The 15,212-nt window shown below is 57.1% G+C and carries 16 protein-coding genes; 7 read left to right on the top strand and 9 right to left on the bottom strand.

Going from position 1 to position 15,212, the window contains the following annotated elements:
• The first annotated feature begins 149 nt into the window (after positions 1–149).
• A complete protein-coding gene (gene chrA / locus L991_RS04100; RefSeq protein ID WP_197053798.1) occupies positions 150–1,460 on the top strand; it encodes a chromate efflux transporter in 1,311 nt (436 codons plus the stop codon).
• A 58-nt stretch (positions 1,461–1,518) separates the two neighbouring features.
• Positions 1,519–2,010, top strand: a complete 492-nt coding sequence (locus tag L991_RS04095; protein WP_156128974.1) for a hypothetical protein — start codon at positions 1,519–1,521, stop codon at positions 2,008–2,010.
• A 245-nt stretch (positions 2,011–2,255) separates the two neighbouring features.
• Here L991_RS04095 and L991_RS04090 read toward each other — a convergent pair whose 3' ends face one another.
• Genes L991_RS04090 through L991_RS04080 form a run of 3 tightly spaced genes read right to left on the bottom strand, consistent with a single transcriptional unit; the run spans position 2,256 to position 3,875 of the window.
• Entirely contained in the window at positions 2,256–2,765 is a 510-nt protein-coding gene (locus L991_RS04090) for a copper uptake system-associated protein (RefSeq protein WP_052190584.1), read from the bottom strand.
• Between the two features lie 12 nt (positions 2,766–2,777).
• Entirely contained in the window at positions 2,778–3,245 is a 468-nt protein-coding gene (locus L991_RS04085; RefSeq protein WP_047392564.1) for a copper chaperone PCu(A)C, read from the bottom strand.
• Between the two features lie 57 nt (positions 3,246–3,302).
• Positions 3,303–3,875 (bottom strand): hypothetical protein, encoded by a 573-nt coding sequence (locus tag L991_RS04080; protein ID WP_047392563.1) that lies wholly within the window; start codon positions 3,873–3,875, stop codon positions 3,303–3,305.
• 65 nt (positions 3,876–3,940) lie between these two features.
• Here L991_RS04080 and metF point away from each other — a divergent pair, with 65 nt between their 5' ends.
• The gene (gene metF / locus L991_RS04075) at positions 3,941–4,777 is read left to right on the top strand and encodes a methylenetetrahydrofolate reductase [NAD(P)H] (RefSeq protein WP_028449974.1); all 837 of its coding nucleotides are present in this window, start codon (positions 3,941–3,943) and stop codon (positions 4,775–4,777) included.
• 69 nt (positions 4,778–4,846) lie between these two features.
• Here the strand turns inward: metF and L991_RS04070 are convergent, their stop codons facing one another.
• The 6 genes from L991_RS04070 to L991_RS16850 all read right to left on the bottom strand — a co-directional run bounded on the left by L991_RS04070 (position 4,847) and on the right by L991_RS16850 (position 9,649).
• Complete coding sequence (locus L991_RS04070; protein ID WP_047392560.1) at positions 4,847–5,317, bottom strand: glycine zipper domain-containing protein; 471 nt, start codon at positions 5,315–5,317, stop codon at positions 4,847–4,849.
• 111 nt (positions 5,318–5,428) lie between these two features.
• Positions 5,429–6,040 (bottom strand): 2OG-Fe(II) oxygenase, encoded by a 612-nt coding sequence (locus L991_RS04065; RefSeq protein ID WP_047392559.1) that lies wholly within the window; start codon positions 6,038–6,040, stop codon positions 5,429–5,431.
• Positions 6,024–8,027: a site-specific recombinase gene (locus L991_RS04060; protein WP_047392556.1), complete on the bottom strand. Its 2,004-nt coding sequence runs from the start codon at positions 8,025–8,027 to the stop codon at positions 6,024–6,026. The genes L991_RS04065 and L991_RS04060 overlap by 17 nt, the downstream gene beginning before the upstream one ends.
• A 26-nt stretch (positions 8,028–8,053) precedes the next feature.
• Positions 8,054–8,212, bottom strand: a complete 159-nt coding sequence (locus L991_RS04055; RefSeq protein ID WP_231550478.1) for a Fe-S-cluster oxidoreductase — start codon at positions 8,210–8,212, stop codon at positions 8,054–8,056.
• An 89-nt stretch (positions 8,213–8,301) separates the two neighbouring features.
• Positions 8,302–9,339 carry a prolyl oligopeptidase family serine peptidase gene (locus L991_RS04050; protein ID WP_052190582.1) on the bottom strand — a complete coding sequence of 346 codons (1,038 nt, stop codon included), beginning with the start codon at positions 9,337–9,339 and terminating at the stop codon, positions 8,302–8,304.
• Positions 9,340–9,376: 37 nt separating this feature from the next.
• Positions 9,377–9,649 carry a YkgJ family cysteine cluster protein gene (locus tag L991_RS16850; RefSeq protein WP_081986536.1) on the bottom strand — a complete coding sequence of 91 codons (273 nt, stop codon included), beginning with the start codon at positions 9,647–9,649 and terminating at the stop codon, positions 9,377–9,379.
• Positions 9,650–9,750: 101 nt separating this feature from the next.
• On the opposite strand from L991_RS16850, the gene L991_RS04045 reads away from it, so the two are divergent.
• The 4 genes from L991_RS04045 (at position 9,751) to L991_RS04030 (ending at position 15,024) form a co-directional block, all read left to right on the top strand.
• A complete protein-coding gene (locus L991_RS04045) occupies positions 9,751–10,467 on the top strand; it encodes a hypothetical protein (protein ID WP_081986515.1) in 717 nt (238 codons plus the stop codon).
• Positions 10,464–11,696 carry an acyltransferase gene (locus tag L991_RS04040; RefSeq protein ID WP_047392551.1) on the top strand — a complete coding sequence of 411 codons (1,233 nt, stop codon included), beginning with the start codon at positions 10,464–10,466 and terminating at the stop codon, positions 11,694–11,696. The genes L991_RS04045 and L991_RS04040 overlap by 4 nt, the downstream gene beginning before the upstream one ends.
• 503 nt (positions 11,697–12,199) lie before the next feature.
• The gene (locus tag L991_RS04035) at positions 12,200–13,237 is read left to right on the top strand and encodes a porin (protein ID WP_047392548.1); all 1,038 of its coding nucleotides are present in this window, start codon (positions 12,200–12,202) and stop codon (positions 13,235–13,237) included.
• 185 nt (positions 13,238–13,422) lie between these two features.
• On the top strand, positions 13,423–15,024 hold the full coding sequence (locus L991_RS04030; RefSeq protein ID WP_047392545.1) for a peptide ABC transporter substrate-binding protein: 1,602 nt from the start codon (positions 13,423–13,425) through the stop codon (positions 15,022–15,024).
• Positions 15,025–15,212 lie beyond the last annotated feature (188 nt).

The raw sequence follows: 15,212 nt of genomic DNA, 5'->3' as shown, positions 1-15,212 counted from the left end.
TATTTTGTAAATATAATCCCTAGCTCGTGTAGGGCTGTTGTTGCACTTTCTGACACTGTGTTCAATGTTGCTTTGCAGCATCTGTCGGGCTGTGCTGGGGCCGCGCTTGCGGCATAATCGCCGCATTCAGCCTAAGCGGAGGCTCTATCTTGCTGACCCCAACGATTTCCTTTGCGACTGCCTTGCGCTTCTGGTTCAAGCTGGGCTGCATCAGCTTTGGCGGCCCGGCCGGGCAGATTGCGCTCATGCATCGCGAGCTGGTGGAGGAAAAACGCTGGATTAGCGAGCCCCGCTTTACCCATGCGCTGAACTACTGCATGTTACTCCCCGGCCCAGAAGCCCAGCAGCTGGCCACCTATCTGGGGTGGCTGATGCATGGCCGCCTTGGCGGTATTGCCGCCGGCGCATTATTTATATTGCCTTCGCTGATTATACTGCTGGCAGTATCTGGGCTGTATGTCCATTACGGCAATGTCGGCTGGGTGGCGGCGGTGTTATATGGCATCAAGCCGGCGGTGACCGCGATCGTGGTGCAGGCGGTGTATAAACTGGGCCGGCGCACGCTACGGCGGGGTGTCTTGCTGGCGCTGGCGGGCGCGGGATTATTGGGTAGTTACTTGGGCGTGCCGTTTCCGATCTTGGTGGCCGTAGCCGCCTCGCTGGGCTGGGCGCTGGCGCGCTACGCGCCGACTGACTGGCCAGCGGCCAGCGCTGGGCATGCGGCGGCCGCTGAGCCCGCCGAATCGGCTGCAGCACTGAGCGCGCAGGCTGTGCATACCCGCTGGCGGCCACGTTCGGTGCTCGCGGTGGCGCTGACAGGGCTGGGCCTGTGGGCCGCTACGCTGGCGGCGCTGCATCTTTGGGCGGCGCCACTGTATACCCAGCTGGGCTGGTTTTTTACCAAGGCGGCCTTGCTAACCTTTGGTGGCGCGTATGCGGTGTTGCCCTATGTGTATCAGGGCGCTGTGCAGCACTTTGGCTGGCTGAGCGCCGGGCAAATGCTCGATGGCCTCGCGCTGGGGGAAAGCACGCCGGGGCCGCTGATTATGGTGGTGACTTTTGTCGGCTTTCTGGCAGGCTTTCAGACCGCCAGCGGCGGGCAAGACCCGTGGCTACTGGCGCTTGGCGCCGCGCTGTGCGTAACGTGGTTTACCTTTCTGCCCTCGTTTGTGTTTATCTTGGTGGGGGCGCCGCTGGTGGAAGCCAGCCGGCAAATCCGCAGCCTGCAAGCACCCTTGCTGGCGATCAGCGCACTGGTGGTGGGGGTGATGCTCAATCTGGCCCTGTTTTTTGCCGGGCATGTATTCTGGCCGCAGGGCTTCAGCGCTTGGCCGGATATGACTGCGCTGGGTCTGGGCCTTTTGGCAGCGTGGGCACTGTTGCGCTGGCAATGGTCGGTACCACGGGTGCTGGTATTGGCAGCGGGGCTGGGTCTGCTGCGCCATGCCTTTGGCGGATAAGGCTGGGCGTGAAGCGGGCGAGGGCGTAGAATCGCCGCAACTTGAAAAGGATCAACCCATGCAAAAGAAAGCCCTGAGCGAATTGCTCGAAATCATCGTGGATGGCAGCCTCGATCACGACGATATCCAGGCCATGCTCAATGAAGTGATCGCCGCCGCCGATGATGCGGCCGCCTATCTGGCCAACGATCCCCAATCGGCCTATCGGCCGGAGCTGAATCTGCCGCTGTGGCAGTGGGTGTTGCTGGAGCAGCTGGAAGACGGCCTGCTGTTCCGCGCCGATGATATTCCGGCCTTGTATGCCCAGATTATCGATGCATTTGGCGATGATGAACTCGAGCTGCCACTGGCCGGCCTGGACGGCCTGAGCGAACAAGCCGCCTTGTACAAGGTGCAAGATGAGCTGGAGCCGACCTTTACACTGGTGAATTTCAGCCAGCCTTTTGGCGCGCGCTGGCAAACGGTACTGGTGCGCAACCAGAAGCTGAGCCGCTTTCTGGATCTGGCCAAGGCGCTGGAAATCCCCGCCCGCCCCAGCGATCTGGCCTAAACGCCCGCTAGCAAAAAGCCCCGCAGTTGCGGGGCGCAGGCTGCTGGCACAGTAGTAGGACAATATTCTTCAAGTCTCGGCAAAGCCGAGCCCGGGAAATAGGCATTTAATCAGCAGCCTTGATGTTCTATTCCCACCCCTCCCGTCCCCTCCTTGAGGGGAGCCTCGCTGCGCGAGTGGAGCTAGTCATCAAGCAAAAAGCCCCGCAGTTGCGGGGCTTTTTTTCAACTAGACAGCAGCCTGGCTTAATGGCTATGCGCGCTGCTGGCGGCGCTGGCCGCATGGGCTGCGTGCGCCGTATGCTCAGCTTGTGCGCTGGCCTGACCGTGGTGGGCGTGTTCGCCATGGTGACCTTTGCCATCCATCTTCACCACGCCGACAAATGAATCCAGCTGTTGGCGTTCGGCATTGCTAAGGCTGGCTTCGGCTTGATTCAGCTTTTTCAGCAATTGCTGCGCGCTGCTGACGCTGATGCCCGCTTGGCGCAGCAGATCGCTACTCAGCGCGCCGGCGCAAAGCTGGGTTTGCCACTGGCCATGCTGTTTGCGTAGCACTGCGCGGCCACCGCGCTCGCCTTGCAGCCAACCGGCCAGCGCCGCATCACCCACTACCACCACCGGTTTGACCGTGAGTGGCGCATCGGGTTTTTCCCATTGCTGTTGCATGCCGCTGCGGATGTCTTCGATATCGCCAGCTCGCGCGAGGCCCGTGTGCAAGAGGCCCAGTACGGACAAGGCCAAGAGGATTTTCTTCATGCTGATCTCTTTTTAATGGCCGCTGTGCGCGTCGCCTTGGGGTTGATAAGTCATGTCTTCGACTTTGACTTGCACTTCCACCACGCCACCTTTGGCAAAGGTGAGCTTGAGTGGGAATTTCTCGCCGGCGACCAGTGGGCGTTTCAGGCCGAGCAACATCACATGGTAACCGCCGGGGGCGAGTTTGGCTGGGGCCGCTACGGTCACCGGCAGGCTGGCGATCGGGCTCATTTTCATCACGCCATCGGCCATTTTCATTTCGTGCAGCTCGGTTTTTTCAGCGATATCGCTATCGACTTTCACCAGCTGATCATCTTTGGTGGTTTTGATCAGCATAAAGGCGCCGGCATTTTTTGCGGCTGGCGCGGTGGCGCGCGCCCACGGGTGCTGAATAGTCAGATCACCCACGGTAAAACCATGAGCATAAGAGAGGGTCGTGGCGCACAGCAGTGCCGCGCCAGCAAAAGCGGCTTTCAACATAGGATGATTCCTTGCGGTCAATTTAGTTTTTATGGGGGTATAGCTTGCCAGAGTCGATTACAGCTGGGGTGGAGCCTGACTCGGGGGGAGGGTATAGGTTGGGTCCGCGATAAAAGAGCCTTCGAATCGCATCAGTCGGAGCGAGCTGACGTGCTCTCGAAACGAAGGCAAGGCGGTCAGCGCCGGCGGGGGCGCGAGGGTGCTGCTGGCCTGCACGGCGCAAATGGCGCACATCGGCAGGCCGGAAGCGGCGGGGGCACTCTCCGGGTTGGTGGTGCCTGGGATACTGGTTGTGGCAGTGAGGTTGGTGGGCTGATCCGCGCTTGCTGGGTTGGCGTTCCCCTTGGTGCTAGCGGCGCTGCCGAAGGTACGGCAGGTATTTTGTGCCAGCAGCTGATCGAGCTGGCTCGGCATGCTCAGGGCGTGCGCAAACGGCAATAGCAGGTGCAGGCTGAGCGCGATAAGCGCCAGCAACACCCAGCGGGGATTGCGCATGCGAGCCAGTGTGAGCATAAAAAAGTGAGCCGATTCAATGCCAAAGCAATGGCCGCCATTGTAGCGGGTGTTGTGGGTGCTGGATAGTGACGTGGCTTGATGGAAATCATGCATGTTGAAATGAATATTCTTCATCTTGGGGTGGCAATTTATCAATTAGCATTCATGGGTAAACGCAATTAGCATGAGTTTTGTTCATTATGAGTCGCCCAGCCACCCCCATTAGTTTCGAGTTTTTTCCGCCCAAAACCGCCGAAGGCGCAGCCAAACTGGCGGCCACCCGCGATCAGCTGGCGCAGTTTCAGCCCGAATTTTTCTCGGTGACCTTTGGGGCAGGTGGTACTACGCAAAGCGGCACTTTGCAGGCGGTGTGCGATATTCGTGCCGCCGGCTATGCGGCGGCCCCGCATTTATCGTGCATTGGCGCGACGCGCGAGTCGATTCGCCAGATTGTGCAAACCTATCAGGCGCATGGTATTCGCCATATTGTGGCGCTGCGTGGGGATATTCCATCCGGCATGGTGGATGTGGGCGAATTTCGGCATGCCAATGAGCTGGTGAGCTTTTTGCGCGCCGAATTTGGCGACTGGTTTCATATCGAGGTGGCGGCGTATCCGGAATGCCATCCGCAGGCCGAGAACGCACTGGCCGATATTCAGCATTTTGTGCATAAGGTGCGCGCTGGGGCGGATTCGGCGATTACCCAGTATTTTTTTAATGCCGATGCGTATTTTCGCTTTGTAGATGCGGTGCGGGCGCAAGGGGTGGAGATTCCGATCGTGCCGGGGATTATGCCGATTCAGAATTACAGCCAGCTGCAGCGCTTTTCCGATATGTGCGGTGCCGAGATTCCGCGCTGGTTGCGCTTGCGCTTGCAGGCGCTGGGCGATGATAGCGCGGCGATCCGCGCCTTTGGTCTTGATGTGGTCACCGAGCTGGCCGACCGGCTCTTGGCCGGCGGCGCGCCGGGGCTGCATTTTTATACGCTCAATAGCGCCGGGGCGGTGTCGACCATTTGCCAGCGGCTAGGCTATTGATTGTGTTTGATTGGGTATATGGCCACACGCCTTAATCGATAGGGATTTTGGCCGTATACGTGGTGGGGTTTATTGGCGAATCGTCACCCGGGCGGTCACGCCATCGGTGATCACATCCACGGTTTGGCCCACGGCGAAAGGTTGATCAGCGTCTTGCACAATCACTAGCCGCTCGCCGTTATCTTGCATGGCCACGGTGAGCTCTTTGGCCGGTTTGCGGGTGATCTGGTTTTCGGCCTGATTGCCCAGCCAGCCGCCCAGCAAACTACCGAGCACGCCACTTACCACCGAGCCGGTGCCTTTGCCGACATTATTGGCTGCCACCACGCCGCCAATGACCGCGCCGGCAATCGAGCCCACGCCGCTGGTGCTGTCGGCCATTTCGACTGTGCGCATGCTTTCAATCTTGCCCGCGCGGGCTTTGGCGACGCGCTTCATTTCGTCTTTGTGGTACACATTGGCCGAGTCGGCAGTGATACAGCCGCTCAGTAAACTACTGGCCGCCAATACGGCGGCAGCTAACAGGGTGGTGTGGCGCATGATGCTCTCCGGTGGGCCGGGGTAATCCAGCCAGTCTCATTTTGGATTGAATGGCTTTGAGTCTACCCGTCTGCCGCAAAATTCACTGTGGCATATGCACAATCGGCGGCTTTAGCTGCGCCGGCGGTACCAGCCGGTGAGCGAAAAGCGTTCGCGCCGGGCGGGTAACACTTCATGCTCGAAGCGATTAGATAGAAACACGACCAGCGTGCCGCCATGCGGGGTGACGTCCACGCTTTGCTCTTCATCGAGATAAATGCGCAGCTGGCCGCCATCTTCAGCTTGCCAGTCAGCAGCGTTGAGGTATTGCACCACGGTGACTACCCGGGTGTCTTGCTCACGATGCTGATCCAGATGGCGCTGGTAAAACGCGCCGGCCGGGTAACTAGCAAAATGCCATTCCAGCTCGGCAAGGCCCAGATACAGCTCGCGGTTGAGACTTTGCTGCAGTTCGGCCATCCGCGCGTTGGCTGCTTGCATGGCCGGATCGTGCTCATCGACCCACAGCACCGAATCGCCACGAATATCATCGCGAATCCCAAAGCCGCCCGCGCGGCCCACCCCGGCGCGGCTAAACTCGGCCTGCCGCGTTTGCGCCAGCTGACGCAGCTCGTCTACCTGCGGGCGGCTAAGAAAATCGGGGATCACCAGCCAGCCGGGGCCAGCCAGCGCATCGGCGATCGTTTGAAACACGGTGCTGTGCTGATTAGGGTTTGGGTTCATCTTTAGGCTCGGTCACCACTTTGGGGGCAATCAGAAAATCAATCGGTTTATGCCAGAAACGGCGCCAGAGCAGGCCGACGACCGGGCGCAATTCGCCCAGGCGGCGTTTGCGTGAACGCAGCGCCACCCACAGCGCCAGCACGAAGCTGGTGATCAGATTGGTGGCGCCAATCAAGGCCACGCCCAGCATGGCCCAGCCCAAAGTCCACCAGGGCAGCACAAAATCATTGGCGGCTAAGGCGTATGAAACATTAGCGGCCGAGAAAGTGATATGACGAATATCAATGGGCAGGCCCAGCAAAATGCCCACCGTACCAATGCAGCCCAGCATGCAGCCAAAGTAGAAATTACCCGCCAGCGCCCCGAGGTTGTGTTCGATATAGCGGCCAAACTGCTGACTGCGGCGCTCGCCGAAGAGTCTATTCAGGAGCGGTAGCGCGGCAATCCGCTCGGGGATGCGGTTATACAGGGCTTTATTGTCGTAATAACCGGAAATCAGCCCCGCTAGGAACAAACACACGCCCGCAATGGCCGCATGTGGCACCCCCAGCCCGGTGAGCGGTTTCAGATCGTTCAGTAGGTGATCGGCTTTTTCCAGCCCGACCACATGCACGCCGGTTTGTTGCCACCAGAACCAGGCAATCGCCAGCGCCACCGGCATGGCCAGCGCCACATTGCCCAAAATGGCAATCAGCTGGGTGCGGATCACTTTCACAATCAGCTCAACCAGATTGCTATAGCCCTCGAGCTTTTTACTGCCCGGTGGCGGCAGCGCCGCGGCGATGCTGGCGGCGGTCATGGCCGGCTGCTTGGTGGCAATCGTGCAATGCAGCAGGTGCACCAGCATAAAGCCCAGCGCGTAATTCATACTGAAGGCAAAGGCTTCCAGCAGCAGCGGTAAATGCGCTTTGGCGATCAGGATTTTGATCAGCGCCATAAAGCCGACCACCACCCCGGCCCCGGCGGCCGAGCGGAACATGCCCATCCACTCGCCGCGCGAATCGGTGGTGTAGTGCTCGCCGGTGTGGCTGGCGTGTTCGGTGATTTGCAGCGCCAGCAATTCGGTGTTTTCGCGCATCACATCGGTGACGCTGGTTTTGCGGTTTTCGGCCTTGACCAGCTCTTTAAAAAGCCGGATCAGCGGCGGGCCGTGCGGCGCGGTGGGGTCGACCAGCTCAAACAGTAATTTCAAGCGATCGATATGCTGCTTCAGGCGCAAGAGATGGTAAGTCAGGCTGACCGACACCCCGTTTTTCGAGGCATAGCGCCAGACCTTGCCCATGATGGTTTCGCATTGGCTCAGCAGCACCAGTAAATGCCGATGGTCTTCATCCGGCACTCGCCGGGCGGTGAGATCGTGGCGGTATTTCTCGATGTAAGCGAGGATTTCGGCATTAAGGCGCACAAAAGGCGATTCAAAGCGCTCGACTTCGGGGTGGTTGCGGATGATTTCCGGCTCTAACCCGATGGCCGAGATTCGGCAAGACAGCACCTGAATGGCCTCGAGCTGCTGCAGGCGGATGTGCGGGGGCAGCTCACCCGGGCCGAGTTCTTCCATATGCGCGGCGCGGCCCAGCTCATGCCAGACTTCGTCGGGAATCGCGTCTAGCCATTGATAATCATCGCGGCGATGGAAAATCTGCCCCAGCAAATCACTAAAGTGCTCAGGGTTGCTGATCGGGGGTAAGAGTTTGGCCCCGATCCGGCGTTTCACCGCGGTGACCATGCTTTCATTCAGCAAAATACCGGTTTCGGTATAGAGATCGACCTGGCGGGTGTTATCCAGCAGCGCAAACAGCGCTTTGCGTAGCCAGGCGCGATAGTCGGGGTGTTGCTCTAATAGGTAACACAGGGCACGAATATTATTAATCGCCGCCACGTGATCGTGGCTTTTGGCGGGGCGCAACGCCGCCACCAATTGAGTTAAGACCGAGAGTGAATCCTGGTCATTCTGGCTGTGTTGCATCTGCCGCAGCAAAACTTCCATGGCGAGGACCTCTGCAAAAAATAGGGTTAGTGCGGGCGCGTGGCCTGCTCTAATTGGGTGAGCCACAGCATGGCTTGGGCGCGACCCTGGCCGCACATTTCCAGCTGGGGCTGTAGCCCGGCACACACGGCCGGGCGATCGGGGTGGCCGAAAATCCGGCAGCGCAGCGTGTTATCCAGCTGCACGCAGGACACTCCGGCGGGCTTGGTCTTGGGAACTATATTCACATACACAGTAGCGTTTTGTGTGCCTTCATTCATTGTTAGGACGTTTTTTATAAGCTCTTGTAGAAAAAACTAACCGCAACAGAGGCCGTGGTGTCATGCACTTTTCTCCGATTAACCCCCTTGGGGTCGCGTAAAAACTGCTTATCAAAGAGCTTGGCCCACCATACCCCTTCACTTAAGAAGGTGTAATGCGTGACGTTGGGTAATATTTCTAGTGTGCTATTTGGAATTTGTGCTGCGTAGAGCTTGGCATTGTTTTCAGGCGCAGCCTGATCGTCTGCGCTACCAGCCACCAGATGAACTGGGATATCAATTGATTGCAGGCTTTCATCACTTACAACTCCCTTTGCTACGGGGGCGATGGCAAAAGCGGCTTTAATACGAGAATCGCGGTAGCATTCGTTGGCTTCTGGCCAAGCAGCGAGGATATGCGGATTGTTCTCGATGGCGTGCCAAACTTCGGCGATATTAAAACTCATCTCTGGTGGCAATTTGCAAATTGAGTCGGATTGATTGAGTTCGCAATGGCTTTTCCAGCGATTCATTTCAAGCCGGGCCCCCGCGCAAGCTAAAGCGGTAAAGCCCCCGATAGAAAATCCAGCTACGCCAATTCGTTCTGAATCAATTGCCTTGGCAAAAATTTCATCAGCTAATAAGTGATCAAGCAGGCAGCGAATATCTTTGGCACGCTCCCACCACAGGATCATGCCTTCGAGTAAATATTTTGGCTCTGCAGCGGTATTACCATGATGATTGATCGCTGCAACGATAAAACCTGCCGAGGCCAGTCTCACACAAAGCCACGCTATGCTTGCACTAGAACCGCCCGTACCATGAGACACCAGAATTAGTGGATAGCGCGGTTGTTGCTGACTGATCGTTGCATTGATTGCGTAATGGCCCGTTTGAAAAACGGCGATGCACTGTTTTTTGACTTTAGCGACTTCGTCGGTCGGATACCAAATCGTCGTAATGAGAGGGCGAGCCGAGCTAGATACCCAACTACGGCGACGCTCATCAATATAATCACGATAGGTCGCACCCACCGCAAATTGACCGATACTAGCCATCTGCATTAATTCCATTTAACTCACGCAATAGATCAATAAGCCTCTGCGGATACTATGTTCGTGGCTCAGCGCCAGGCGTTGTTGCGATTTCTAACTGAGTTAGATAAACCATTGCCTGATCTTGAGTTTCCCCACACATCTCAAACGAAGGTTGTAGCCCGGCACACACGGCCGGGCGATCGGGGTGGCCGAAAATCCGGCAGCGCAGCGCCTCATCCAGCTGCACGCAGGGCACGCCGGCGGGCTTGCCATTGGGCATGCCGGGAATCGGGCTGGTAATCGAGGGTGCGGTACAGCAGGCACCACAGTGTGATCGACATTGCATGCGGCGATTATACCCGATGCACACCTTGGCGCTGGCAGATGCGCAGCGCTGGCGGCTTTGGTACATTTTCACTGATAAACAAAACAAAAGATGGAGTGAGTATGTGGGGTCGTCTATCCGCCCTCGGCCTGCTATGGCTGGCCGTGGGCTCAACTGCGCTGGCGGCCGAGCCGGCGCCACTGTGGCAAGAATCTTTCGAGCAAAGCCCGAATTTACCCAGCGATTGGCAATGGTCGGCCTGGAAGCCCGAGATTTCCCGTGCCGAGATCAGCAAGCAGGCTGCGGCCGATGGCCAGCAGGTGCTGCATCTGATCAGTAGCCAGCCCAATCATGCGCGCCTGACCAAAACCATCGCCATCGAGCCCAATCGCCTCTATCGTTTTAGCGCCCAACTGAAGGCGCAAGGCGCGAATGCGGACAAACTGGCCGCGGTGCTGGGGGTTGATGGGATTTACGAAGCCAGCGAAACCGTGCGCGCAGCCGATCGCTGGTATCCACGCGAGCTCTATATCCGCAGCAATGACGCCAGCGCGGTCACGGTATCGCTCGGGCTGGGGCATTTTGGCAATGAAAATCAGGGCGAGGCCTGGTTTGATGCGGTGAGCCTGACTGCGGTGGAGGGGCTGCCCACCGGAGCGAAGGTGGTGGATTTGCCCAAGCTCGCGGCCAGTAGCGCAGCCAGCCCCGCCGTGCCGGCTGGGCGTACGCCCTGGTTGTGGCTCGGTGCGAGTTTGCTGGCGCTGGGGGGCCTGATTGCGGCTGTGGCGGCGCTCTTGGCGCGGCGGGATCAGCCGGCCACGGCGGAGGCGCGAGAATGAGCGCCGCCCATCTTGAGGCTGGGCCAGTCCCGGCGACCCAGCATGTGGCCATTGTGGATGGCTTGCGCGGGCTGGCAATTGCTTTGGTGATCTTGTTTCACTATTGGCAGATCACCTGGTGGGTGATTCCGCTGCCCTTTACCGGTGGCCAGCATAATCTGGAAGCGCTGCAAGTGGCCGGTGCGCTGGGGGTGGAGCTGTTTTTCTTTCTGAGCGCGTTTTGTCTTACCTACCCGCAGGCCAAAACCATGCTCGAAGGCGCGCCGCTGGCGAGTCTGGCGCATTACACCTATCGGCGGGCGATCAAGATTTTGCCTTCCTATTGGCTGGCGATGCTGATCCTGCTGGTATGTTTCCCAACGCTATATCCCACAAGCGCTGAGCGCGGATACTGGGTGGATGTATTGATGCATCTAACCTTCATCCACAATCTGTTTGCCGATACGCACTATTCGATCAACGGGGTGTTCTGGTCGCTGGGGGTGGAGGTGCAGTTTTATGTGCTGTTTCCATTGCTGGCTTGGGGTTTTCGCCGCCAGCCGTGGCTAGTGTGTGCCGGCATGGTGCTGCTGGCGCTGGCGTATCGGGCCTGGACGCATACCCAGCCGCTGGGCGAATTTTCGCACCTGAATAATCAACTGCCGGGCTTTCTGGATCTGTTTGCGGCGGGCATGCTCAGCGCCTATCTGCTGGTGTGGTTGCGGCAGGGGCCGGCCGTGTTGTGGGCGCAATTGCGCCCATGGTGTGCGGGGCTGGTGTTGCTGGCCTTGCTGGTGCTGGCTTTGTTGTTTGCCGATTTGAATCAGGCGCGGGGGGCGGCCGAAGGCTATGCGCTGTGGCAATCGGCGCACCGGCTGGCGCTGGCCGGCTTGTTTGTGGTGCTGGTGGTGGCGGGCAGCTACGCCCCGGCGCTGGTGCGTAGCCTGATTGCCAACCGCGTCACGGTTTGGCTCTCGCTGCTGTCCTACAACCTTTACCTCTGGCATCAGGTGGTGGCGCGGGTTATCAAGGAATATGGCTGGTGGCCGGCTGCGACCCCGGTGCCGATGGATGATCCCAGCTGGCGCTGGAGCATGTTTGTGGTGGCGTGGCTGGCGGCGCTAGCGTGGGCGGCGCTGCTCACTTATGGCTTCGAGCGCCCACTGTTGCAGTATGGTGTGCGTGGGGTGCTGGCCCGTTTGCGTACCCGCTGGCAGCAATTTCAGCAGGCTAATTTGGCCGAAGCCTAACTACGAGGCGTTTTAAACGCGACCTATGCGCCGAGCATAACAGTTTGGGTGATGTTTGTACGCAACAGTTTGGCCCCGCCTTCTGGCGGGGCTGTTTTATGCACCGAAAATATGACGCGATTGTTAAAAGCTATCTTTCCTTGGTCACGATAGGCTGCTAAACCGCATTTAGCCGTCGATTTGGGCGGTTTTCTGTCGTAAAAGTACGTAGTGATTAGGTGGGCTTGTAATCTTCGTGCGAGCTTTGTGTGGGTAATTTCGGTGAATAGGTAGTGATCTACGGGAAAACACCTACCAATCTGTTTTTGAGGTAGTTTGGATGGTTCGATGAATGGTATTTGGTGAATAAAATCAGTGTGTTGGTGCTGGCGGTGAGTGCTGATTGATGTGCTCTATTAGTGATACCCCTACTGCCGCTAGGTTTACCTGTTTGTGAAAAATTGTTGATGGAAATGTGAATTTTACATTGAGCGATTTTCGACCAATTACAGGGAGTCACCCACATGCAAACCAAATTTATCGCTGCCGCCATCGCTGCGGCTTTCCTCGCCGCTGGCGCCCAAGCTGACATCACTGTGGGCGGCTTTCTGCAGACCGAAGTAACCTACAACAAAGACCAAACCAACCACGACGGTAAAACCGATTTTTACCAAGGCCCATCGGATGTTGGCTCTTCGATCGATGTGAAAGGCACGCATGACATCACTGCGAGTGGCAAGCTGCAGTGGGAAGTGAGCACCTACCTGAGCAAAGACACCGACGTCATTCCTGCCGGTCTGGGCTTCTTCGGTGATCGCAAACTGTACGTACGCTGGGCCGATAGCTTCGGTACCGTTACTGTGGGTCGTGATGATTCTCCGATCCGTATGGGCTTCATTGGTTACGATATTTTCAACGGTTACGCTTCACTGGGTACGCTGTTTGATCGCGGCGCCGCTAGCCGTCCTTCGAAACAAATCAAATACGTATCGCCAAAAATGGGCGGTCTGACTGTTCGCGCCAGTGTGCAAGTGGATACCACCCAAGGCACCAATGAGCCAGATCAGGCTTTCTACACCAGCGTGGCCTACGATCTGAACCCAATGTTCGGTTTTGATCTGGGTTATGCCGCTGAGCGTGATCGTGGTGCGGTAAAAGGCAATGACCGTAATTCGGTACTGGCCGGCGTACGCGGTAAAGTGGCTGAAGGCCTGACTTACGGCGTGGTGTTTGTGAATACCGAAAAATGGGCCAACGAAAAAGCCGCACGTAGCAGCGGCTGGATGCTGGGTGAGAACATGCAATACGTGACCGGTGATCACACCTTCCGTATCGCACACACCTACGCGGACAAATCAGGTGCCAACCTGTTCCTGGCTGGTTACGAATACGCCTTGCCAGAAGTGACCATGGGCAGCAAAAAGATCAGCTCAGCGCTGTACCTGGAAGGCTCGCTCATCGATAACAAAGCCGATACCGACTTTGTACCAGGCTTCAAATCAAGCACCGTGGCCGGCAAAGATCCAGCAACTGTAGCGCTGGGTATCTACGTTAGCTTCTAAGCGTGTAGCAGCCCTAGGGCTTGGCTGAGCCAAGCCTAGGGCAATCGGCAATTATCGCGCACGAACAAGCGTCACATAATGGCTTGCATGCTGGCTCATCCAGCCCGCATTTCGCCGCTGTGCGGCCCTGCTGGCCTCTTGCTCGTGTCGCGCTTCGTATCCTTCTTGCTTAAGGAGTTGTTTCGATGAATCACAAATTACTGGCCAGCCTCCTGGCAATCGGTTTTGTAGCCAGCACTCAAGCTGCAGAAATCCCTAAAGGCGTTCAACTGCACGCCACTCAGGAACTGACCCGCACCAATGGTGCCGAGCCTGAAACTCTGGACCCGGCTAACGTGGAAACCGTACCGGCGGCCAATATCGCGATTGATCTGTTTGAAGGTCTGACTGCGATTAATGGCTCAGGCAAAGTGGTACCGGCCGTGGCCGAGAGCTGGAAGCAAACCGATGCGACCACTTGGGTGTTCAAGCTGCGCAAAGATGCCAAATTCAGCAATGGTCAGCCGATCACGGCCGATGATTTTGTGTATGCATTCCGTCGTTTCATCGATCCTAAGCAAGCTTCAAATTACAGCTCGGCTTTCGGCGTATTCTTTGCCAATGGTAAAGAAGCAGCTGAAGGCAAAGCACCTACCGATAAACTTGGCGTGCGCGCAATCGACAAAACCACGTTCGAAGTGAAAACCAATGGCCCAGTGGCTTTCCTGCCTGAGCTGCTGGCGAACCCTAATTTCGCACCACTGCATCGCGCAACTGTAGAAAAATTCGGTAAAGACTGGGTGAAACCGGGCAATCTGGTGGGTAACGGCGCTTACGTGCTGAAAGAGTGGAAAGTCAACAGCAAGATGGTGCTGGAGAAAAACCCGAACTACTGGAATGCGAAAAACGTGCAGATCACCAAAGTGAACTATCTGCCGATCGAATCGCAAGATGCCGCGCAAAAACTGTACCTGTCTGGCGAAGCCGACTGGACACTGGAAATCACCCCTAATAGTTTTGCCAAGCTCAAAACCGATTATCCAAAAGAGCTGCGTAACTCGCTCGGCCTGGGTATTCGCTACTACAGCCTGAACAACACCGACCCGCTGCTGAAAGACGTACGCGTACGTAAAGCGCTGAATCTGGTGCTGGATCGCGAGTTGCTGGCCAATAAAGTGACTGCCGATGGTCAGCCACCGGTGTACAGCATTATGGTGAATGGCGTAGCCGGGGCTAAATCCGTACCGTACGAGTGGGCGAAATGGCCTATGGCGAAACGCGTGGATGAAGCCAAAAAACTGTTGGCGGATGCTGGCGTAAAAGCAGGCACCAAGCTGACCTTCATCTACAACACCAACGAATACCACAAGAAAATGGCGATCTGGGCCGCTTCTGAGTGGAAATCCAAACTGGGCCTGGATACCCAGCTGGAAAACATGGAATTCAAGGTACTGGTGAAAAAACGTCATGACGGTGATTATCAAATCGCCCGCAATGGCTGGAGCGCGGATTACAACGACGCGACTTCATTCACCACCCTGGTGGAATGTGGCTCTGACCAGAACGACAACAAAAACTGCAATGCTAAAGCGCAGGAATTGTTCAAACAGGCCGCCGCGACCACTGATACCGCCAAACGCAGCCAGTTGTTGACCGAAGGCACGCGTCTGGTGATGGAAGACTATCCAGTGATTCCATTGCTGCAATACACCTATCCACGTTTGGTGAAAGCCTATGTGGGTGGTTACGATCAGGCGAACCCAACCGAACGTCGTCGTACGCAAGACCACTACATCATCAAACACTAAGCCTGGCTTAGTGTGGCAACCCCGTCTGCAATGCAGGCGGGGTTTTGTCTTTTGAAAGTGGCAAAACCTAGGGATACCACCTAGCTGTATTCCCTGATGAAGTAAATCTGCCTTGCTATGGCGATGTATACCCCTGGTTGCGATCTAGGGATATCCCGTAGAAAGGGCAGTTGGCGCAGCGAGATTTA

Origin of the sequence: Chitinibacter sp. ZOR0017, assembly GCF_000799095.1 — a bacterium.
In the GTDB taxonomy this organism is placed as follows: domain Bacteria; phylum Pseudomonadota; class Gammaproteobacteria; order Burkholderiales; family Chitinibacteraceae; genus Chitinibacter; species Chitinibacter tainanensis.
The sequence above is the reverse complement of the archived record's forward strand: the minus strand, read 5'-3'. Positions and strand labels throughout refer to the sequence as shown.